Origin of the sequence: Pseudarthrobacter sp. N5 (assembly GCF_050157035.1) — a bacterium.
Classification (GTDB): Bacteria; Actinomycetota; Actinomycetes; order Actinomycetales; family Micrococcaceae; genus Arthrobacter.
On the sequence record NZ_CP189593.1, the window covers coordinates 3,736,236 to 3,758,156 of the forward strand.

The window sequence follows — 21,921 nt, forward strand, 5'->3', positions numbered from 1 at the left end:
AGCTGGGTCTACGGTGCATAGGCATACTGCACCACCCAATCTACTTCCAAATGGCCGGCTGTACTTGCCTCGGGGACAATTGAGCCAGGCCCTACGCCGGTCTCGGCTTGCAATGTCCAGCGCAGAGGTGTCCACGGTACTCCGGATGCCAGCGCGGTCTGGCTAATAAGTTCGCCGTCCCAGAACCACTTGACCTTTCCTGGGGTCCATTCGGTCGTCGCCACATGCCACTCCGATGAATCAGTGGGCGAGTAGGTGGTAATGGGCGGATCGAACTCCATCGCGGCTCTGTCCGACGATCCCGTGATCGCGGAAGCGCCGTACATCGTCCCGCCTAATCCACCCTCCGGCCAGTCGATCTCCCCCTCACTCCATTTATCGCTCGAGGGCCAGAGCATAAAAGCAACTTTGTAGCCCGGCAAGGAGTCAGATCTGAATCTGATGGAATACCTGCCGTATTTTTGTCCTGAGTATCCGAAGGGGATGACGCTGGCCACCCGCGGTGAATCTCCGTCGTAATGAAGGTAGTAGTCGAGTTTACCGTCGGCCACCGAAAGCACTGAATCTGGAGTGTAAATTCCGTGGCCGGATGTATCAGAAAAACCAGAATAGCCACGCATGTCCTGCCCGTAAACCTTAGCTATCTCACCCATATCGGCCGGCGTGCTGAAGTCCTGAGTCCCGGTCTGCTCCCACCCTGGAATGTCACCCACGGGCATAGCAGCAGCATTATCCGTTGAGTGGGAGGACACCATGAACCCACCCACAAGAGTCGCCGCTGCCGCTGCCGCGCCAAGTGTCAAGATAATCTTCCTACCTTCCAAGGCCTAGCCTGTTCTTGTGAATTTGTATATACGGACAGCACCGTTATCGAATATATTCTCGGCGGCATTACCCGTAATCAGAACATTTTCAAGTTTGGGCACCAAATTCACTTCGGATCGCCCGTCCTTAACTGCGCGTCTTTGTTGTTCATCGGAAAACAGGACATAAATGTTTCCCGAACTCTGATTTTTCCCTGCATACGCCGCAAAAGACTTGACGGTGACGGTGCCTTTGGAATTTTTTAAGTAGTCGGACAACGACGCCACGCTTCCCCACTGAATATAACGGGGATAGTTCGGGCCAATAAGCAGCGGGAAAAAGTCGTTCGTCTTGAAGACCCGGTCACCTGGCTCGATGCGCGCGTCAAGCCACTCGCCGGCAACCACGTCATCTTTGGCGACTCGATGGTCCGCCTCTGGCTGGAAATACACCAAAGTGAATAAAACAGCCATTGCCGTAAGCGCCGCAGTTGCACCGATAACGGAGTTCCCACGCCTAACAGGCCCCGACCAAAATAGCCACGCAACACCGATCGCCAGCCACGGCAATGCGAAGAGGTAGACACGGAGGCGCGCCTCGCCGCCGTAGGACTGCCCGAGCAGCCCGAGTACCGGTGCCACGGACAGCCAGGCAACCGTCAGCGTCGTACGGACTTCCCCCCGCAGCAGGTGGCGGACGAAACCTGCGATGGCGAGTACCCCTGTCAGAAGAGTAAGCACTACGGCTCCGTGGGCCAGCGACTGGCCCGTGAACACGAACTGGCCTATGCCGAACAGGCGTTCGGTCTGCGGGGCGCGGTAACCGATGTTGGCAAACACATTGAAGCCACTGAAAAGGCCGTACTTCCCATTGACGTAGGCGAGATTTGGGAGCAAGTAGGCCAGCGCGATCGCCAAAAGGGCTGGACCCAGCCACCTTGGTCTGAAGTATCCGAGGCTGAAAAGCGGAAGGAGGCCCAGAACGGCCATGTAAGGGGTCAACTGGTGACTCGCAACAATAACAATCTGAAGCCCGATAACAGCGAAGACTGCCGCGTTCCGCAGCCCGCGCCCGGGCCGATCTCCCTCTTCCGCCAACGTTGTCCAATGCCGCTTCTTCAGCCGCTGCTGCAGCCGCTGTTCGACGCCGCGCGCCCATTTGAGCGGAGTGCCGCGAAGGAACGTAAGGCAAATGAGACACATGGTCAGGTACAGGGTGAACGCGAACGCCTGTGGGGAGTAGTAATTCTGATTCACCCAATTCGTCAAGGCGAACACCAGCGTCGCCGTCCAGCAGACCCGCGGATTCGCTGACAGTGTCCGGGCAATGGCGAGAACAATCACCACATTGAGGAGTGCGAATCCGGTCTCGGCCCATGCGGCATAGGCAAGGGCATCCCGGTATCCGATGACCTCACCGAGAAAGGCACTCAGCGAGAAGAATCCAGGCCAGCGGTTATATATGTCGATCGAGGGATCGATCTGGCCGGCGGTACCGATAAAATTAGTCACCGCTAGGTGTTTGTACGTCCACGGCAGCCTGGGCACCTCGGCAAGCAGGCTGGCCGACGAGTAGAGCATCAGGACGAGGCCTGTCACCGAGGCGGTCATGAAACGGTTTGAGCCTACCCTCGGGGCGGTTACCCCCCAGACGCAGACGCCCACGACCAGGGCGAGGGCGACGTACCATATGACCGGAAACTCCGGAAGCAGGCCGAAGCTGCCCAGTTCTTCCGGGTTGGTCAGAGCCAGCGCCCCGACCCACAACAGCATCGCGGTGCCGAGGATCACCCAAGGCAAGAACTCCGTGAAGCTGCGATGACGCGGCCCGCCAAGGCTCCATGCAAAACGGCGGTCGCCTGACCTGCTGCCAGCAGGCGAGATTACAATGAGCGCCGCAGCCGCGAGTAGCACGGCAGCGGCAACCGGGCGTGGATGCCACACGTGCAGCCACCCCATGGCAAGCGCGAAGACGGTATATATCACCGCGCTTGCTACGATTGTCCAGACCAATCGCGCCGCTGGGTCGGCGTCGGGAAGTCGACGCAACAGGGCCCAACCCGGGAGAACCAGGCACACCATAAGCTTGAAGGCGGCGAGCGGTGGGCCGCCAACATCGGGCAAGATGAGGATCGCGGCTACCAGCCCGCAAATCGCAAGGCCCACATCAATGGACCGAAGCGCCTTCCGAGCCGGCGCCGACCGTCTTAAGGTAACTTCGGCTTCCTGTACTTGAATGTTCATGTGGCTGAGACCTCCCTACTCGACCTGAGTGTTTCTGTGGAACTATGCGGAACGGAACCAGCATCGGCCCCGCAGTTTGCCGAACAGGGAACAGAAGTTGTTCATTCGCTCCTGCTTTCCCCTGAAAGGCGTTGAAGCAGGTAGTTAAGCGGTCCACGCGCCACTGAAATCAGTTCAAGCCGCAAGACCTTGGCGAGCTGCGGATCGCGTGGGTCGACGGCTCCCGTTCCAGCCGCCGCCGGTCGGGCAGTGCGACGCCGGGCGTTCGGCAGAAAGTGTCGAACCGCGTGCGGACTCCGGGCCAGAGCGAGCCGGGCCGTATGGGGGTTCAGGAGTATTTTTGTGAGCCATGCCCCCAGCCCGCTGCCGTAGCTACGCGCCTGGGCGCGCAGCTCCTCCAGACCGTCGCGGTGACGGTGCCAGACAATCGCGGAGGGCTGAACCACGAGGGAGTACCCCTCCAGAATCACCCGGGTGAACATGTCAATGTCTTCACCGCCGCCGGTGCGGGTTCCGGCCCCCAAGGCGGTGTCGAAGCCGCCCAGGCTCAGTGCCGTGCGGCGGTCCAGTGCGAAATTAGCTCCCGTGCCGTAAGCGCCGACGCAGAATGGGAACCTCGGAAGATCGGCAGGAGGGGCTGCGAGGGAGTACACCATCGGCGCCACGCTCTTGGACCAACTGACCCGGTCATCGAAGTATCCCTGGGCGCGCGAGCGCACTTCGCCCGCCGGTACGAGTCCCGTAACGCACGCAGCGTCGGGAGCCCGTTCGAACCCTGCGGCGATCTCACGGAGCCATGCTTTGTCGACGACGACGTCGTCGTCGGTGAATGCGACGATGTCCCCTCGCGCATGGCGAAGTCCGGTATTGCGCGCTTGGGACAATCCCGGAACGGGCTCCTGGATGAGCGTCACGCGAGAGTCCTGGAACTCCTGGCGCACCATGTCGCTCGTGTCAGTGTTCTGTGCCGCGTTGTCGACCACAAGAACGTCGAAGTTCGGGTAATCGAGACGCAGTATCGCGCCGAGTGCTTCACGCAGCAGAGAAGCCCGGTCGCGCGTGCAGAGGATCACCGTGATTGGAGGGGTTGACGATACCGGGGGACTCGACGTCGCCGCTGGAAGCGCCGCAGCAGCAGTGTCGAGCACCCGGCGGTCGATGATCCCATCGGGAGCTTCAACGTCGACAAAACCGCGCACCGATGATCCCTCGCGCACCAGCAGCCGCGCACGTCCGTACCCTCGGGAATTCTGCAGTCTCACGTGCGTGTGCCCATTGAGGGACAAATAATCTATGGTGCCGATCCACCGGGCCCCGGACCAGTCCGGCAGTGTGCGGCTCTCCATGACGGGGACCAGCTCGAGAACCGAACCTTCGGCGGCCGGGAGCATTTCGCTTGCGCGTTCGCTCACTGGGCTTCCCTTCACGGCGCGGATCGGGGAGTTGTACTGGCCAGGCAAGGTATCGAAACGTGGGCGAGGCATCGAAACGTGGGCAAGCCGGCGCCCCCGCAGGTATCCGGCGGCGGTGAATGCCAGAACCGCGACGACGGCCCCGGCTCGACCGAGCCCATCCGGGTTGGTCCCCCGGCTCCAGTCGCGTATTCCGGAAAAAACCGCTCGCGGCAAGACACTTCGTACATAGCGCCGTTCCGGGCCCAGAGCCCGTTTGTGGCCCACTACATGGCTGACCTGGGCCTTGGATATCCCTTCGGACCAGGAACGAGCCAACATGTACCGCAACGTCCCCCTATGGGCGGGCACATGGTGGCGCACCAAGGCGGCCGGTTCATAGACGATCCGTGACCCGGGTGCGCCCATGGTGGATCGAATGCAGATCTCGGTCTCTTCACAGCCAAGTGGCCTTGTGCCTTGACGGCCAAGCGCGAGGTTGAAGCCGCCGACTCGTTGGAGAACGTCAAGCCTAAAGGACATGTTTGCGCCGATGACATTTCGCACCTCAGACGCGACCCTGGGCAGTCCGCGGTGGCTGCACCCGACGATCCAGTCGAGCTCCTCGCCGAAGTGAGCGGGACGGCCGGTTTCCCACACCGGTTCAACGCGCCCACCAACAGCCAGAACATCGGGGTCGTCATATAGCGCCGTCAGCCGTTCGAGCCAATCCGGAGCCGCTTCGGCGTCGTCGTCCAAAAAAGCTACGATATCGGAGGTCACACGGCTTACCCCCGTATTGCGTGCTCCGGAGAGCCCCCGAGGCCCGATGCTCTCCACGAGGGTCACACCTCGCGCAGCGGCGATGAGGCGCTTGTAGAGGTCCTCATTGTGGTCAACCACAACGATCACCTGCTCTGGGGCGAACGTTTGGGCGTGGACGGAGTCAATAACGTCCATCAATAGATCCCAGCGCTCCACTGTGTACGAACAAATGACCACGGAGACAGTGGGAGGTTCAATAACAGCGGACACGCTAGAATCCTTCCCCGATGGCCAGAACGCTCCGTGGATCCGTGGGTGTGTGCGGAAACCGGACATTTGGATAGGTGTACTTCACCCGTCGGAGCGCTTCGGGACGGGCTCCGGCGGTCGGAGCCTCCCAGACGATAGATTCCCGCGCAAGCGTGCGTAGGACCCGCCACCCGTCACGGAACGTCTGCAGATTCGAAGCACCGGATATGCGGTCAAGCTCAATGCTCGGCACCTCGGCGATACGAAGGCCCGCTCTGGCTGCCCGCACAATCAGCTCAGTCTCGATTTCAAAGCCGTTCGACTCCAGCTCCAGAACTTCTAAACATTCCCTGCGGAACGCTATGTATCCATAGCAAAGGTCAGAGTAATTGCTGTGCAGCGCGGCGTTGGCCAACTCTGTCAGCGCCCGGTTGCCGGCGCTCCGCAACCAGGTCAGGTCCTCGGACCCGCCTCCGGTTATGTACCGCGAGCCTTTCACGAAGTCGTAGTCATGCTGAAGGGGGGAGACGAACCGGCCGATCTCTTGGGGGTCCATGCTTCCGTCCGCGTCCAGCATGACGATGATGTCTCCTGCGGCTGCGGCGAATCCGGCACGGACTGCAACGCCTTTCCCCGCGCGGGGCTCGGCCACGACTACGACGTCAACACGGAGCGCCCGTGCAACGTCGACGGTGTGGTCGTGGGAACGCCCATCCACGATGACGACCTCGTCCACGTAGGAGGGCATGCGGCGAAGGACCCAAGGCAGATTCATTGCCTCATTCAAGGTGGGGATGACCACGCTCACAGACGCCGTCGGTGACGAGACGTTCGATTCGGAGCGCAGAGTTGGAACTAGGGTGGGAATAGACACAAGCCTCACCACTTCATAACATTTACGGGCTTTGGTGGCGCCGTCGCGATTAAGTTATGCCGGAGAAATATCCGGTCGTGTGTCTGTGGTCCCGATTTTTTGTGCCCACTGACGTAGCCCCCGCATAGTCGAGCCTATGTTTCCCCTCGGGGGGTGTCACGAGTAGCGGGTACCTGCTTTAAGTCACTTTAAATCACACCGCTACTTGGTATGCGATGGTCTGTTGCGCATGCGACCGCCCCCGGGTTAAGCTGTGCAATATGTGAGATTTGGCCTTCACAACTCCTGAGTCGATGGATAGCATCACTCCAGATAGACCGACTTTCATCTGCTCAATGAGAAGCGGCGATGAAGATGAAAAGTACCGCCCGCCGGCTTAGTCAGGCTCTCGTCCTGAGCACCGTCGTCGCCGGGGCTCTGCTCGGTATTTCCAACTATGCGTCGGCAGACACCAGCTACGGCCATCAGAGCATCAGCTATTCGGGTGTCAGCAATCCGCCGACGTCGGACAAGCCGCAGAGCAAGCTGTGGTGGAACGGCGGTTCGTGGTGGGCGGACATGTGGACCTCGGGCAGTGGATGGCACATTTACCGGCTGGACCGCGGCACGGAGACCTGGGTGGATACCGGCCTGCTGAACGACAGCCGCGGCAGCACCCTGGCGGACACCCTTTGGGACGGCACCCATCTGTACATCGCCTCCCACGTCGTCTCTGTGTCCAGCGATGAAGCGCCTGTGGCGTCCGCATCCGGTCACCCGGCCAAGCTTTACCGGTACAGCTACTCCGGTGGCACGTACACGCTGGACAGCGGTTTCCCTACCACGATCACGGACAACAGCAGCGAGTCGATGACCATAGACGAGGACTCCACGGGGGCAATCTGGGCCACTTGGACCCAGGTCGCCGGCAGTTCGTCCACAGGGTTCACCAATACGGTCTATGTCAATTACTCCGCGCCGGGCGGCACCACCTGGGCGACCCCATTTGTCATACCAGCGTCCGATCCGAATCCTGCACCGGATGACATCTCAGCGATCGTAGCCTTCGGCCCGAACAAGATCGGCGTCATGTGGAGTGACCAGCTCACCGGGACTGTGTATTGGGCCACCCGCACCGATGGCACCGATCCGACCGCGTCCTCATCGTGGCACGACCAACCTGCGATCAAGGGCAAAGGGCAGGCCGATGATCACCTTAACCTCAAAACGTTGCAGGCCGACGCCTCCGGCCGGGTGTTCGCCGCGGTGAAGACCAGCTTCAATGACACCGCCACCGACCCGACGCTGGCGCAGCTGCTGCTGCTGGTGTTCAAGCCGGGAACGGGGTCGTTCTCGCAGTCGACGATTTCTACGGTCGGCGATTGTGTGACTCGCCCGCAGATTGCTCTTGACACGCAGAACAATCTGGTGCACGTGTTCCAAACCGCACCGGCGGCGTCGGTCAGCGGCTGCGCGTATTCCGGTGTTGCCGGCAGCATCTTCGAAAAAACCGCGTCCCTGGACAATCCTGTCTTCGGCTCCGGCCGTGGCACCACGGTAATTCAGAACTCCGCGTCCGCAAACATGAACAATGTCACCACCACCAAACAGAGCGTGAACGGCACCACCGGCATAGTGGTGATGGCCAGCGACAACGTAGCCAAGCGCTACTGGTTCGCTGACGAAAGCCTGGGTTCGGCCACGGCCGCGCCCGTGGCGGCTTTCACCGCCACCCCCACGTCAGGTACGGCCCCCCTGACTGTAAGCTTCACCGACACCTCCACCGGCACACCGGCCTCCTGGTCATGGACCTTCGGTGACGGCACCACCTCCACGGCACAGAACCCCTCACACACCTACGCCACCGCCAGCAGCTACACCGCGAAACTGACCGCCGCCAACAGCGGCGGCTCAACCTCCGCCACCGCAACCATCACCGTCAACCCGGCCCCGCCGACGAACGGGATTAGCGTTGTCGGCTCCACCACCACCTATTCAGCAACCGCCGTCGGCACTGTGTCCATCACCGCGCCTTCCGGCACCGCAGCGGGCGATGTGCTGGTCGCATCGATCACTGCGGACCTGAACCCCTCTATGGCTTCCGTTCCGGCAAGCTGGACCCCGGTCGTCAACGCCCTGGGCATCAACAGCTCACCGACCTCCGGCGCGCGGGTCTTTGCCTACTACCACGTCGTGAGCTCCGCTGACCCGGCGAGCTACACCTGGACCTTGAGTGCAGCCGTAAAGTGGGGTGCCGGCATGACTGCATACCGAGGCGTCAACAACACAACGCCACTGGATAGCCCTGTCGTTACGGCCGTCGACACGAGTTACACGGCCACCAGCATCACTGTTCCGAGCATCACCACTGTCAGCAACGGCGCGATGCTGATCGGTGGAGTCGGCCTTGACACCGCAACACCGGGCATTTCCCCGCCCAGCGGATGGACCCAGCGTTGGCAGGCCGCCGGCGGCCAAATCGGCGAAGAGGCAGACACAACGCAATCAGCGGCGGGCGCCAGCGGCACCGCCACTTGGACGTTGAGTTCCGCCCGTGCAGTTGCCGTATGGCGGACGGCGCTGAAACCGGCTAGCTGATAGATGCCGTCGTCGTCCTGCCTGGGTGTCCGTTGATTGCGGATACGGGAGGAGCTAGTTCAGATTCATGGCCAGATTTGCTGTGCCGTCCTCCGCCAAGGGCGCCAAACCCCGCTCCCGGCAACCCGGGCGGGTGCGCCGGTGGGTTCGCCGGCACCGCTCCCTGACTGCTGTGTCTGCCGCCGTCGTTCTCGTTCTGCTCGTCACCGGCGGATTTTTTGCCGCCACCGGCGGCTTTTTTACCGCTACCGGGTCACGGCCAACCGCGACAAACGGCGGACCTGCTTCCGCCTCCGGGATCTCCAAGATCAAGCACGTGGTGATTATCATGCAGGAGAACCGGTCCTTCGACGGCTACTTCGGCACCTTCCCCGGCGCAGACGGGATCCCGATGCAGAACGGCGTCCCGTCGGTGTGCATACCAGGCAACGGCTCCTGCGTCACGCCGTACTACAACCCAGCGGACCGCAACGCCGGCGGCCCCCACAGTAAGTCCGACGCCGCCGCCGATATCAACAACGGAAAGATGGACGGCTTCGTCGGACAGGCCGAAAAGGCACCGAAAAACTGTTCGCCCGACGATCCGGCCTGCACCGGCGGGAACCAAACCGATGTGATGGGCTACCATGACGGCCGGGACCTGCCCAACTATTGGGCCTACGCCCAGCACTTCACCCTCCAGGACCACATGTTCGCGGCCGGCGCGGCATGGAGCCTTCCGGCGCACCTATACATGGTTTCGGCATGGTCCGCCAAATGCAGCCGCGCCGGCGACCCGCAGTCGTGCGTCAACGCCCTCCAGGCCCCTGACAGCCCGCCCGACAATAATTCCGTTAAAAACTCCCTGATCGGTAAATGCCGGACCGGGCTGCAGAATCAGGCCTGCCAAGACGCCCTCACCGCCGCTGGCATCAACCCCGGCCTCGCCGCCGGCCTGGACGCCCTCATCAGCCAGAATTGCAAGCCGGCCGACTCCTATGCCACGTGCCGGTCAGCCATCGACAAAGCCACCATCCCCGACCCCCTCAAGAAAAAGCTGCTCGCTGCCGCCAAAGCACTGGCGCCCCCGGACTATGCCTGGACCGATCTGACGTACCTGCTCCACCAGCAGAACGTCCCCTGGGCGTATTACGTCTTCAACGGCACCGAACCCGACTGCCAAAACGACGCCGCCAGCTGTGCCCCCGTGGCCCAGAACGCGAAAACACCGGGTATCTGGAACCCCTTGCCGTACTTCGACACCGTCAAAGAGGACGGTCAGCTGGACAACATCAAACCCGTGGCCAACTTCTACGCCGCAGCCCGGGACGGCAGCCTGCCCGCCGTCAGCTGGATCGCTCCCACCGACGCCGTCAGCGAACACGCCCCGGCCCGGATCAGCACAGGCCAGGCCTACGTCACCGGCCTGATCAACACGATCATGACGGGACCAGACTGGGACAGCACCGCCATCTTCCTATCCTGGGACGACTGGGGCGGGTTCTACGACCACGTGGCCCCGCCCGCAGTCGACGGGAACGGCTACGGGCTGCGGGTCCCCGGCATGGTTATCAGCCCCTATGCCAAAAAAGGCTACGTCGACCATCAGGTCCTCAGCCACGACGCCTACCTCAAATTCATCGAAGACGACTTCCTCCACGGCCAGCGCCTGGACCCCGCCACGGATGGACGGCCCGATCCGCGGCCCGGCGTGCGCGAGGACAACCCCCAACTCGGTGACCTCACCAACGACTTCGACTTCAACCAACCCCCCGCTGACCCCATGGTCCTCCCCAACGCCACCACCTACTGATACCCTGACGCAGCGCGGAAACATGCGGACGCGAAGCCCGCCCGCGCTCGCCGTTGGTGGGGCGGCCTCATTGAATCAATGCGAAGGAGCGCGCCCCATGTGCCGTCTGTTCGGCCTGCACGCAGGCAACACCCCCATTAAGGCCACGTTCTGGCTTCTGGATGCGCCGAACAGCCTGTCCCTGCAGAGCCGTTGCGAACCCGACGGCACAGGGATCGGCGTCTTCAGGCCGGACGGCAGCCCTGAGGTGTTGAAACAACCGATCGCCGCATGGGATGACCGGGACTTCGCGCTGGAAGCGCGCGGGCTGGAGAGCATGACCTTCCTGGCCCACGTGCGTTACGCAACCACCGGGACCCACACCATGGTGAACACCCACCCTTTCGAGCAGGACGGGCGGTTGTTCGCACACAACGGCGCCTTCGAGCAACTGGAGAAGCTCGACGCGCGCCTGGCCGAACTGGGCGCTGGGGAACTGGTCCAGGGACAGACTGACAGCGAGAGGCTCTTCGCCCTCATCACTGCGGAAACCCGGCTGGCCGCCGGCGACGTCGCAGCAGGAATTGCCAGCGCGCTCCGGTGGACCGCCGAGACACTGCCCGTCTACAGCCTGAACCTCGTCATCACCACTGCCACCGAGCTGTGGGCCGTGCGCTACCCGGAAACCCATGAGCTGTACGTCCTGGAACGGCGCCCTGAAGATCAGAAGGGCCGGAGGCACATTGAGGCCCGCAGCCCCAGGATCAACGCCCGCAGCCAGGACCCGGTAGCCACGCCGTATGTCATTGTGGCGACCGAGCGCATGGATACCAGCCCGGGATGGCGCCGGATGGAACCCGGCGAACTCCTCCACGTGGACTCGAGCCTGAATACCATCAGCAGCCTCCCGTTTCCGCCTCAACTGTCGCACCCCCTCGCCCTGGCCGACCTCGATCCAGCCACGGCCGCCGCCCAGCACCCCCACGTACAGCCGGGCCAAGCCCGCAGGACCGCGATGCCGGGCGAATCTTAGTCCGGCCATTGACTTGCTCCGACACCAGCCGCAGACAGGATTGAGGGGCCCTCTGATGACACCGACCACAGCCACTGGCAGAAATCGGTTAAGGGCACTGCCCGCCTTGGTGCGCAATTCGCCTTGGTGGGTTTTGGCCGTGGTTCATATTGCTGCCATCGTGCTAGGTTTATTCCTGCTCTCCCGTCCGCTCAGCTTCCTGTCTACTTTGGCCGACTACTGGGGCTCAGCTTCATCATTTCGGGCATCGGAGATTTGCTCTCTCCCGGGACATGCGCTCCGTCCTGGGTCAAACCGCTGCTCGCGGGCCTTTGGGTGGCCCGTGGCATCGCCGTCCTGGTAGCCCTCGGCACCGCCATCGATCTACTGGCGCCCTTCATGGCATTTCACTGATCGTTTCCGGAGCCCTGGGCGCATTCAGAGCCAGTGGCGGGGAGAACTGGCGCACGGATCGCAGCGCTCATCTCGGCTGCCGCGGACCTTGTGTTGGGCATCATTGCAGCACCCGCACCCACGATGATTCAACGGCCCTTGCCGGCGGACTGGTTGTTGTCCCCACCGCACCGTCATCCGGACCCCGCCCCGCCATCGCGTGGGCCCACGGTACCACCGGTTACGGACGCAGTTGCGCCCCGTCCAACCTCGTTGAACCCTGCATCTCCGGAGCCATGCCGGCACTGGACGAAGTAGTAGCCAACGGAGGTGTTCTCGTGGCAGCCGACTATCCCGGCTTGGGTACCGCCGGCAGCCAACCCTATCTGCTGGGCAAGGGCGAGGGGCAGGCGGTCCTCGACAGCGTCCGCGCTGCGAAAGAACTGCTCAGCGGAGAAACGGCCACCGGCCAAACAACAATCTGGGGTCACTCACAAGGTGGACACGCGGAGATGTCCAGCCGTTGCCTGTCAGAACCCGGCGTGCTGGTCTCCGTCCTCGCCGCGCTGTCGCTTGACAGGGACCGGAACTTCTTCAAGACCGACCCCGGCACCGGCTCCTTCGGTAAACGACTTGCCGACAACACTCCTGCCGGTCGTACCGCACCTAATGCGGAAAAGACCACATGGGACTGGTCACCGGAGACTCGCCCCTCCTTGGAGAGCTCGTAGCCTGGACCCAGGACTGCTTCGCCGGACGCCCTGCAACACCCACCTGCAACTGACATCGCCCGCAGCCCGGCGTACGGCTCAAAGCAGGTGGGTGAGGGCGGCCCACTGAAGGAGAATGACGGTTTTTCCGTCGACGATTCTGCCGTCGGATGTCATGGCAAGTGCTTCATGGAAGGGGACCTCAAGAACTTCAATATCTTCCCCCTCATCCTGCAGTCCGCCTCCTGGTCCTTTCTGATCGTTGGGAACGTAGGGCGCTGCGAAGAAATGGACCCGCTCGGTGACAGAACCGGGGCTCATATAGAGGTCGAAAACGTGCTGTAACTCCCCCAGCGTGACACCGAGCTCTTCACTGGCTTCGCGTCGGATCGCAACGTCGGGAGCATCATCATCAAGGAGGCCGGCAGCTGTTTCGATGAGCATACCGTCGGCGTGCTCGTTGACATAGGCGGGGAACCTAAACTGCCGGGTCAGGAGAACAGTTCTCCGGGCAGGGTCGTAGACCAGAATCGTTGCACCGTTGCCTCGGTCATAGGTTTCCCGCTGCTCCGTGACCTGCTGTCCATCGCGCCGGCGGTAGGTGAAGGTGGTCCGGCGCAGAACATGCCACCCTTCCGATGTCACCTCCACGCGGGTGATACCGACGTCAGGGTTCCGGAGCAAACCCATACCCTCGCGGTCCAACCCCGTGCGGCCCCGGCTGTCCGGGAGATCCACTCCGGGCTGTCCTGGCGACGCCCCTTGCCGGTTGGTATTCAACGAAGCAGTCATGCCCCTTACAATAATGCATAAACATGCATCAATCGGAAGGAACGCGAATGCTCGCTGCCGAACGCCATGACCTCCTCCTCAGCCGCCTGGCGCACGACGGGAAGCTCGTCGCCAAAGAAATCGCGGCCGAACTGGGTCTGTCGGGTGACAGCATTCGCCGGGACCTCCGGGAACTCGCCGCGGCCGGGTTGTGCCAACGCGTGTATGGCGGAGCCCTGCCTGTCTCGCCAGCGATTGCAGACTACGCCGCCCGCAGCAGTGTTCAACCGGAAAGCAAAGATCGAGTGGCCCGGTGCGCTGCCCGTCTCATCGATCCGGGCAGTACCGTTATCCTCGACGGCGGCACCACGACCCTCGCTGTTGTTCGCGCTCTGGCACCTTCCTTGGACTGCACGATCATTACGCACAGCCCCACCATCGCGGCAGGGCTTGTGTCGCATGCCGGTATTGACGTCTTCCTCCTTGGGGGCCGTATGTTCAAACATTCGGCAGTGACGTGCGGTGCCGCCGCGGTTGAGGCCGCACAGCGGATTTCCGCTGACCTGTTCCTGCTCGGGGTGACCGGCGTGCACTCCTCCGAGGGGCTCACCACAGGGGACGTTGACGAAGCGGCGATGAAGCGGGCACTCGCCAGCCGGGCAGCCGAAACCTACGTTCTCGCGAGTGCCGAAAAAGTTGGTGTGTCCTCCCGCTACAGGGTCTTGCCCCTCAACCAGATCGCAGGAATCATCACGGACTGCCCGGCGAATCACCAGATACTGAGCCAGCTCCGCAGGGACGGCACTTCCATCATCGACGCGAACGCCTGACCGCTTCCGCCGCCGATCCCTTAAACCTGCACAGCCCTCCCTTGTCCTGAGAGAATGGCGGCATGAACGTTGCCCTGGGGTTACTTGTGCTCGTGGCCGTGGTGTGCGCCGGCAGCGCACTGGGCCGGAAGATCAACGTCTCCGTTCCGCTGCTACTGGTGCTGGCCGGCGTCGTGGGTTCATTCCTGCCGTTCGTCCCCACCATTGAACTGAACCCGGAACTGGTTCTCATTGGACTGCTCCCGCCGCTGCTCTACTCCGCAGCGCTCCGGACCTCGCTGTTTGATTTCGGCTCCAACCGGCGCGCCATCGGCCTGCTCTCGGTTGGCTACGTCATATTCGGCACGGTCTCCGTGGGCCTCATTGTCTGGTGGCTTTTCCCTGAGATCCCGCTGGCGGCCGCCATCGCTTTGGGCGCCGTTGTTGCGCCGCCGGATGCCGTTGCCGCAACAGCCATCGCCCGCAAAGTGGGGCTCCCCCGCAGGATTGTCAGCATCCTGGAAGGCGAATCGCTGGTCAACGATGCGACCGCGCTGGTATGCCTCCGCGCAGCCATCGCCGGTATTTCCGGGACTGTTTCCGTCGCAGAGATTGGCGGCAACTTCATACTCGCCGCGGGTGGCGGCCTGGTGGTGGGCCTTGCCGCGGCATATGTTCTGACCCAGCTCCGCAGAAGGATCCGGAACGTAGCGATCAACACATCGACGTCGCTGATGGCGCCTTTCGTCGCTTACCTGCCGGCGGAGGCGATCCACGCCTCAGGCGTCCTTGCAGTCGTCGTCACCGGTCTGATCATGGGAACCAAGGCGCCTTCCATGCCCGGCGGTGCGGCACGTCAGAGCCAGCGCAGCAACTGGGACACTGTGCAGTTCCTGCTGGAGAACTCGGTATTCCTGCTGATCGGCCAACAGGCCCGTACCATCATCGAAGGCGTCCAGGATGACTCTCTTGGGGGGCCCAGAATCTGGGCCGGCTGTGCCATGATCCTGCTGGCGGTGCTGCTGCTGCGGCCGGTCTGGGTCTTTCCCGCGACGTACCTGCCACGGCTTATCCCTGCCATCCGCCGTGCGGATCCGTCGCCTCCGTGGACCTACCCTGCCATCATCTCCTGGGCCGGGATGCGCGGCGTGGTGACACTCGCCGCGGTATTGGTGCTGCCCGCGGACATGGAACACCGCTCCGTCCTGATCCTGGCCGCGATGGTGGTGGTCGGCGGCACTCTCGCGTTGCAGGGCTTCACCCTGCCGGTTCTGGTCCGGTTGCTGCGGGTCCAGGGGCCTGACCAGCGCGAGGATGCCCTGAACCAGGCCTCGCTGATGCAGCTGGCCACGGCTGCGGGAGTGGATCGCCTGCAAGAACTGCGCTCGGAGAATGATCCGCCGGAAGTTGTGGCGATGCTCAAACGGCGGACGCAGGAACGCGGGCTGGCAGCCTGGGAACGGCTGGGCCGGCCGACGGCGGAGGCAGCCACTCCCAGTCGACGCTACGCCCAGCTTCGGCTAGCCATGCTGGATGCCGAGCGCACCAAGGTACTGGAGCTCAGGCGCGGAGGCGGGTACGCCCACGAAGTCCTCAGCGAAGTCCTTGAGCGGCTCGATGTTGAGGAGTCCATGCTCGACGCCTCACTGGACGAGCTGGACGTACCCGGCTCTGACGCTGCGGACAGCGTCAGAGCGGGTGGCGGCTGCGAACACCTGCAATCCGCTCCGGCCCCGGAGGTGCCCCTCGACGCTTTCTGCGCGGACTGTGTCCATGAAGGTACGACGACTGTGCACCTCAGAATGTGCCTGGACTGCGGAAAAGTGGCCTGCTGCGATTCCTCGCCCGCGACCCACGCCTCCAGGCATCACCAATCAACCGGCCACCCGGTCATGCGCAGCGTCGAACCGGGCGAAGACTGGCGCTGGTGCTACGTGGACGATCTGCTGGGGTGACAGAGGGAGCAGCTGAGGATGTGGCTGTCGCGAATCCCAGCCGATAAACAACGCCCTTGGCGTCTTCCTCATCAGCGCGATCAGCTGCGGGCCGTGACCAGAACTACCTCAAAATCGGTGGCCCCTGGAGTGAAGAACTTCGCGTTGACCACGGCGAGGGTATTGCCGAACAGGGCCGCCGTCGTCGGGGTCTGGAAATCAGCACTTGCGATGACGCCCACCGTGTCGCCGGAGGACAGATCGGGTGCGAGGAGGACGCGGCTGACCTGGTTGAGCTGGTTCTGAACCGCCCAGAGGTTATCGCCCTGGACGATGATCCCGTCGACGGCGGGCACGCTGACACCGGCGATGAGCGCACTTTCACCGGTTACCGGGTTGACCGTGTAGAGCTCGCCGGTTCCCGAATGCGCGACGATGAGGGTTCCGCCGTCGGGTGTGGCTGCGATGCCGTTGAGGTTAAACGCCGAAACAATTTCAGCTGCCGGGCCCGTCAGCGTAAGGGTCTTAACGCTGCCCAGCTGACCGGATTGGCCCACCGGAATGAAATACAGCTCCCCTTGGGAGGAGTTGGTGAACCAGGCGCCGTCCCGGGTCAGGGCGACGTCGTTGATGAAGCCTCCTTGCGTGGTCAGCTGGTATGTGGCCACGGTTGCACCGGTGTTCGTGTCATAGACGTACGCCTGTCCTGTGCCGCCTCCCGCCACAAACAGCAGGTTATTGCGCACATCCGCCTTCATGCCGACGGCGGCCCGGCCGGCCGGAACGTCGATGAACAGCTGCGCAGTACCTGCGCGGACATCTCCGCGGTAGATGTCGCCCAGGAAGAGATCGCCGGCGAAGAACGTGCTCCCCCGTCCGGCGGCTATGCCCTCGGCCGAGCTGGCGCCCGGCAGTTCTATCACCGACGTGGCAGTTGGCGGTGCAGCCGTAGCCAGTGGTGCCGGAACAAGCAGGGCCACCAGTGCGATGAACCCGAGGGCGGTGCGGCGAAGAGCTCTTCCTGAATTCTGGGTTGTGCGGCGCATGATGCATCCTTTATAGGGCTTTTCCGCGCGGGGCAATAGGCGGGAGCACCGCACGATTGTCCTGCCAGTCTAGGCACCCGGAAGTGTGCTGGCCATAGACTGCGGAGAGTCAACGCGGCAAGGCACCTACTGTAGCGTGTCGTGGATTCATTTAGGTTTGGCTGGCCGTCAGGTTTGAAGCATGGTTTATGTGGCAAAGGCTTTGGTATTGCGTCAGGGTGACCGGGAACTACTGCGGGTGGTGAGACGCGTTTTCGAGACAATGGTATGCCCCGTTCAGCGCCAGGATCCTGGGAACTCGTGACCAGCATCCCGGGATTCAGCACTGCCGTCGCCGAGGTCTTCATCGCCGAAGCCGGGGCCGGCATGACCGTCTTCCCCAGCGCCGCGCATCTGGCGTCCTGGGCCGGGACATCCCGGGAGCCAACGAGTCCGCCGACCGGGTCAGGTCCACCAAGACCCGACCGGGCAACCGCTACCTCAAGCGAGTCCTGGGCCGCGGGCCCTCTCGGCGGCCAGGTCCAACGGCACCCTCTTCTCAGCGAAATACCGGCGCCTCGCATCCCTGCCCCGACCCGTCAGTGCGCTTCGCGTCCAACACTCCACGCCTCTGGCAATCTGGAACATCCTTACCACCGGCGAGGTCCACCGCGACCCCGGCCCGGACTACTCCACCCAGCGACGGCCAGCCCAAGTAGTCAGCCGAGCCGCAGATCCAATCTCTCGGATTCAACGTGACCATCGAGCCAGCTACCTGAGCCCACAAAACGGGATCAACACCTGCGTCCGCATGCACCTCACCATTTCCGTAAGAAATCCAAGGAATACACACCACTTGATCAACGGTTCTTAGCAGTCCCTCCCCACCGTTACCTACACAGCAGCCTCGACGAGCTTCTTCTCGCTTGAACGAGTGCTGCGCTTACCATTGGCAGCCGGTGCGGCGCCGGCTCGTTGTTCCACGGACTCGGCCGCAATGTAGAGACCCTCACGGTTCAGGTTTCGCGAGTAGGAGGAATCCAGGTACAGAGTCGGGAACGAGTCCACCGAGTTCATCTCGGTGGCCTTGGCCAGAAGTGCCGGATACAAATGTGCCTTCACCGGACCTGCCCCGCCGCCGAAGACATACGCGACCTCTGTGGTCGCACCAACGACGGCCAGAACGCGGCCGAACCGCTCGGCAACTTCCTTGGCAAAGAACCGCATCTCTTCATCGACGAACTGAGCGATCTTGTCGTAGAAGTTACGCTTCAACGGCGACGCTCCGGCCTGCAAGTACTCGGCCAACTGCTTGCGGGAAGTGAAGCCAGGCGAGAAGCCCTGGTCCTCCATCGCCTTCAGCGCATCATTAAGAACCGAACCGTAACCTCGGTTGTGAGTGGTCGAGGCGTCGGCATTGAACTCGCCGGCGGTGAACACAGGAAAATTTACTGTCCCTTCACCGACATCAATGCCGACAGTGTGCTCGGCTGCAAGCACGTCACCAGATGTGATACCCACTAGTGACAGGCCCCTGCGGCGGACATCGGCGAGCATAGCGTCCATCAACGGCTCACCCTTGGCAGTGATCGCGTACTGAGCCGACGCACCCTCGGGGATCACCTGTACATCCACGAATTCAAGCTTCACGGTGACCGGGGTCTCGAAGTTATGCACGGTAACCGTATGCGTGCCGCTCATGAACTCGGCTGCGTAGCTCGTGCGGTGTGAGAGGTACTCGTTGATCGGCAGCGCAAGTGCTACCCGGGCCTCCACACTTAAGGTTTCGATAGCCGGCGGCAATCCACCGTGCTGACGCACGTAGTCACGCAGGGCCTTGGCGGCGAAAGCACCCATGACCAGAACCTTGCTCAGCTCCTGCTGGGCCTTGCTGCGACGGCCGACCACGTCGAATTCATCGAAGGCACCCTGGGCGCTCAGGGCACGCAGGCCGAAGAGCCTGCGGTGATGATTGCTTACCAAAGGGGAGACGAAGCTGACGTCCAGCTCATTATAGAAGTTGCCTTCCATCTTCGCTGGGGCTTCATCGTCAGGGGTCGGCAGAGCGTTCGGGCGCGTGATCGTTGACACGCCGCTTGGTAGGTCGATCTCGTCGACGTTGGTGGTACTTGATGCACCGGCGCCGCGGATGAGGCCTTTGACGTAGCCGTTGCCAACGTCGATGCCACCGGTGAGATTGATCGAAATGGTCATGAATGTGATCCCTTCGTGGAAAGTGTTTGGTGTGGTTACTGAGTTGCCATACAAGAGAAAGTGCTGGGAGTCGTTACGGGAGTCAGCGCAGCATCGAGAAAATGTCGTTGACTTCAACCTGTCCGACAGAAGGCTGCTCTGGTTCAGGAGTGGTCGAGGAGGAAGTGTAGATGTCGTCCTGTTTTGCTGCAGACTTCTGAACCCGTGTCGGGGCTTCCAGGGCGATGCCCAAGATCTCGGGTTCGGTGTTTGTCTCCTGGCTGAGATCCAGATCCGCGGACGCAGCAGGTGTCGCCACCTGCTCCACCAACGCAGCCGGAGCCCCAGCCGTTTCTGCATTCCGCTCTGTCTCTGTTGATTCATCTTCGGGACCAACAGGACGCCCGCGCGTGGGAAGCTGAGCAACTGGTCGGTTAATGAAATCGACGTAGCCAAGGCGCTCGATGCTCTCACGGATCAGCATCCGAATAGACAGTGATGGGTTGTCCTGCAAATTCATCCACACCAACACGGCCTCATCGGCTGCGGGGACGCTCACGCGGAAACGGTGCGGCTGCGGTTTCACAGTTGTTACAGCAGAAGTTTTTGCCGTTTTCACAGCAGCGGCCTTCGCCTTTGGTGCTGCCACCTTGCTCTGAAGATTGGCCATGGACCCCTCCCCCTCTCTTTCTCTGATCAACAAAAGTTCATGATGAGACTCAGACAAAACCCCTCGCTCGCGTAGCTCTCAACCCACATATGACCCCACTCCGGTCAGTTCTGGTCAGGAACAACCCAACCTTAGCCCGCAATTTGTGGAGCAATTTACCGCATTACAACTAATCCTTGCGCCTCGGCGCAGCGGTTTCTTTTTTGTTGGTATCTGCCCGTGGAACTAGTGTTGTCCACATGAGTGCAGAACGAAAAGCCAGCCGCCACGCCCAAGAATTTCGTTGGCACCAGATTAACCTCCAGTTACCGGAGACCGAAGCCGCTCTTCGTGACCTCAGGACCCTCAGCGAGGCGGTTGACCAGCTCCTCATCGAAGCTGTCATTCGAGCCCACGACGAAGGAATGAGCTCGGCAAGCCTTGCTGAGGCGCTCGGATTCACCAAACAGGTCGCGGCGGAGCGACCCTCCCCTGAAATCCTGAACCCTTCAGTAGCACGACCTTCTGGTCGCCGTGGCATTCATTTTGAGCCAATGGCCTAATTGAGAAATAGGCCCCACCCGGGTCATGAACTGCTCCCCGAATGTTGGACTGAGAAATCCGTTCATCCCCATCCTCGATGCACCTGGTGAAGTTTTTAGCTGGTCGGTATGGGTTTCAGTTAGTGAGGAAAGCATCCAACAGGTCGCAGACCACTGGGAAGACCCGGCCCGTGCGTCCCTGCCTCCAGTGTTCGGGTGGTTGTGTAACGAATTGCCCTACGAGCAGTCAACCATCTCCACTCCAACCCTTGTGCATAGTAGGGACCCAGGAGTTGTTCCTTTCATTCAGCTCGACCCGTCGTTGGACCACCCCTTGGCCGGAGAGCAGGGTATGGGCATAACGCTGCATCGGCTAGCGGAGATCAATAACCTGGTCGAGGTTGAGGCCCCGTGAGACATTTGGAAGAGCTGGAAGCGCACTATACGTCCGCTGTCGGCGCCGAACCTGAGTTCGGCACAATGACCTCGTTGGAGGGCAACACGGCCGGCATCTTTCACTGGCCCCGGGTATCATCAAGGATGGGGGTCAGCTTGTACGCCTCCGCCGGGATCAGCGTCCCCGGCCCCGGCGGCCGCGGTCATTCACACACCGTGGAAGTCTTCACCGGCATTAAGCAGGATTCTGCCCAGGTCCGGGAAGGGTTCGCGAACCTCATCACGAGCCTTGTTTGCAGCACCACACCGCACCCAGCCCGTCACGGCGTCTTCGTTGCCGGGGACTGGGAAGTCATCGAAGGCCGGAAGTTCACAGGCTGGATCCTGACCGAACGACCGGACGAACTCATTCCGGACCTCCAGCTGAAGGATGGTCGCCACATCACCTTCCTTGACGCGCTGCCAGTCTTCCCTGAAGAGGCCGAGTTTCGGCACGGAAACCGCGCAGAAGGCCTGCTCGGAATGTGGGAGGAATGGGAAGTAAAGTCCGCGGATCTGGACCGGGAGCTGCACCCAAGCCTAAAGAAGCCGAAAAAAACCTCCTGGCTGCGGTCCGCCCTGAATATGGGACGGCGATGAGACGGACCAAGGGGAGCCGGAGCACCGTACCAGTTCTAAGGTTCTATGGGGGTCAGACCACCTGTGGTGGACTGACCCCCATAGAACCTTAGAAGCGGTATAGCCCCAGCGGGATGCTCCCCCACTGGTCGGGATCCGCGGAATGCCGCGTAACCCGGCTGTCCCGTATGTTGT

At 62.0% G+C, this 21,921-nt stretch carries 18 protein-coding genes; 10 read left to right on the forward strand and 8 right to left on the reverse strand.

The genetic code is table 11. The features are described from left to right. Positions 1 to 8 precede the first annotated feature (8 nt). From ACQCST_RS17910 to ACQCST_RS17925, 4 genes are all read right to left on the reverse strand, one after another. The gene (locus tag ACQCST_RS17910) at positions 9 to 803 is read right to left on the reverse strand and encodes a glycoside hydrolase family 16 protein (protein ID WP_426997063.1); all 795 of its coding nucleotides are present in this window, start codon (positions 801 to 803) and stop codon (positions 9 to 11) included. A 24-nt stretch (positions 804 to 827) separates the two neighbouring features. Then, positions 828 to 3,047, reverse strand: coding sequence for a hypothetical protein (locus ACQCST_RS17915; protein ID WP_426997064.1), 2,220 nt, complete (start codon positions 3,045 to 3,047; stop codon positions 828 to 830). A gap of 101 nt (positions 3,048 to 3,148) precedes the next feature. Beyond that, positions 3,149 to 5,473, reverse strand: coding sequence for a glycosyltransferase family 2 protein (locus ACQCST_RS17920; protein WP_426997065.1), 2,325 nt, complete (start codon positions 5,471 to 5,473; stop codon positions 3,149 to 3,151). Position 5,474: 1 nt separating this feature from the next. After that, complete coding sequence (locus ACQCST_RS17925) at positions 5,475 to 6,338, reverse strand: glycosyltransferase family 2 protein (protein WP_426997066.1); 864 nt, start codon at positions 6,336 to 6,338, stop codon at positions 5,475 to 5,477. A 336-nt stretch (positions 6,339 to 6,674) separates the two neighbouring features. Between ACQCST_RS17925 and ACQCST_RS17930 the strand changes: the two genes are divergently transcribed. The 4 genes from ACQCST_RS17930 (at position 6,675) to ACQCST_RS17945 (ending at position 12,810) form a co-directional block, all read left to right on the forward strand. Further along, positions 6,675 to 8,903 carry a PKD domain-containing protein gene (locus ACQCST_RS17930; protein ID WP_426997067.1) on the forward strand — a complete coding sequence of 743 codons (2,229 nt, stop codon included), beginning with the start codon at positions 6,675 to 6,677 and terminating at the stop codon, positions 8,901 to 8,903. A gap of 67 nt (positions 8,904 to 8,970) precedes the next feature. Then, a complete protein-coding gene (locus tag ACQCST_RS17935; RefSeq protein ID WP_426997068.1) occupies positions 8,971 to 10,695 on the forward strand; it encodes an alkaline phosphatase family protein in 1,725 nt (574 codons plus the stop codon). A gap of 97 nt (positions 10,696 to 10,792) precedes the next feature. Further along, positions 10,793 to 11,707 carry a class II glutamine amidotransferase gene (locus ACQCST_RS17940; RefSeq protein ID WP_426997069.1) on the forward strand — a complete coding sequence of 305 codons (915 nt, stop codon included), beginning with the start codon at positions 10,793 to 10,795 and terminating at the stop codon, positions 11,705 to 11,707. 668 nt (positions 11,708 to 12,375) lie between these two features. After that, positions 12,376 to 12,810 carry a lipase family protein gene (locus ACQCST_RS17945; protein WP_426997070.1) on the forward strand — a complete coding sequence of 145 codons (435 nt, stop codon included), beginning with the start codon at positions 12,376 to 12,378 and terminating at the stop codon, positions 12,808 to 12,810. Between the two features lie 78 nt (positions 12,811 to 12,888). Here the strand turns inward: ACQCST_RS17945 and ACQCST_RS17950 are convergent, their stop codons facing one another. After that, complete coding sequence (locus tag ACQCST_RS17950; protein WP_426997071.1) at positions 12,889 to 13,581, reverse strand: NUDIX domain-containing protein; 693 nt, start codon at positions 13,579 to 13,581, stop codon at positions 12,889 to 12,891. A 47-nt stretch (positions 13,582 to 13,628) separates the two neighbouring features. Here ACQCST_RS17950 and ACQCST_RS17955 point away from each other — a divergent pair, with 47 nt between their 5' ends. Beyond that, positions 13,629 to 14,390: a DeoR/GlpR family DNA-binding transcription regulator gene (locus ACQCST_RS17955; RefSeq protein ID WP_426997072.1), complete on the forward strand. Its 762-nt coding sequence runs from the start codon at positions 13,629 to 13,631 to the stop codon at positions 14,388 to 14,390. A gap of 62 nt (positions 14,391 to 14,452) precedes the next feature. Further along, a complete protein-coding gene (locus ACQCST_RS17960; protein ID WP_426997073.1) occupies positions 14,453 to 16,324 on the forward strand; it encodes a Na+/H+ antiporter in 1,872 nt (623 codons plus the stop codon). A gap of 80 nt (positions 16,325 to 16,404) precedes the next feature. On the opposite strand, the gene ACQCST_RS17965 is transcribed toward ACQCST_RS17960, so the two are convergent. Beyond that, the gene (locus ACQCST_RS17965) at positions 16,405 to 17,349 is read right to left on the reverse strand and encodes an SMP-30/gluconolactonase/LRE family protein (protein ID WP_426997074.1); all 945 of its coding nucleotides are present in this window, start codon (positions 17,347 to 17,349) and stop codon (positions 16,405 to 16,407) included. Positions 17,350 to 17,616: 267 nt separating this feature from the next. Between ACQCST_RS17965 and ACQCST_RS17970 the strand changes: the two genes are divergently transcribed. Further along, entirely contained in the window at positions 17,617 to 18,087 is a 471-nt protein-coding gene (locus tag ACQCST_RS17970) for a transposase (protein WP_426997075.1), read from the forward strand. A 135-nt stretch (positions 18,088 to 18,222) separates the two neighbouring features. On the opposite strand, the gene ACQCST_RS17975 is transcribed toward ACQCST_RS17970, so the two are convergent. Together ACQCST_RS17975 and ACQCST_RS17980 are read right to left on the reverse strand one after the other, a co-directional pair. After that, positions 18,223 to 19,542, reverse strand: a complete 1,320-nt coding sequence (locus ACQCST_RS17975) for a hypothetical protein (protein WP_426997076.1) — start codon at positions 19,540 to 19,542, stop codon at positions 18,223 to 18,225. 82 nt (positions 19,543 to 19,624) lie between these two features. After that, positions 19,625 to 20,191 carry a hypothetical protein gene (locus ACQCST_RS17980; protein ID WP_426997077.1) on the reverse strand — a complete coding sequence of 189 codons (567 nt, stop codon included), beginning with the start codon at positions 20,189 to 20,191 and terminating at the stop codon, positions 19,625 to 19,627. A 239-nt stretch (positions 20,192 to 20,430) separates the two neighbouring features. Here ACQCST_RS17980 and ACQCST_RS17985 point away from each other — a divergent pair, with 239 nt between their 5' ends. The 3 genes from ACQCST_RS17985 to ACQCST_RS17995 are packed head-to-tail and all read left to right on the forward strand — an operon-like array spanning position 20,431 to position 21,747. Next, positions 20,431 to 20,733, forward strand: coding sequence for a hypothetical protein (locus ACQCST_RS17985; protein ID WP_426997078.1), 303 nt, complete (start codon positions 20,431 to 20,433; stop codon positions 20,731 to 20,733). Between the two features lie 25 nt (positions 20,734 to 20,758). Then, complete coding sequence (locus tag ACQCST_RS17990; protein WP_426997079.1) at positions 20,759 to 21,127, forward strand: DUF2199 domain-containing protein; 369 nt, start codon at positions 20,759 to 20,761, stop codon at positions 21,125 to 21,127. After that, positions 21,124 to 21,747, forward strand: a complete 624-nt coding sequence (locus tag ACQCST_RS17995) for a suppressor of fused domain protein (protein WP_426997080.1) — start codon at positions 21,124 to 21,126, stop codon at positions 21,745 to 21,747. The genes ACQCST_RS17990 and ACQCST_RS17995 overlap by 4 nt, the downstream gene beginning before the upstream one ends. Positions 21,748 to 21,921 lie beyond the last annotated feature (174 nt).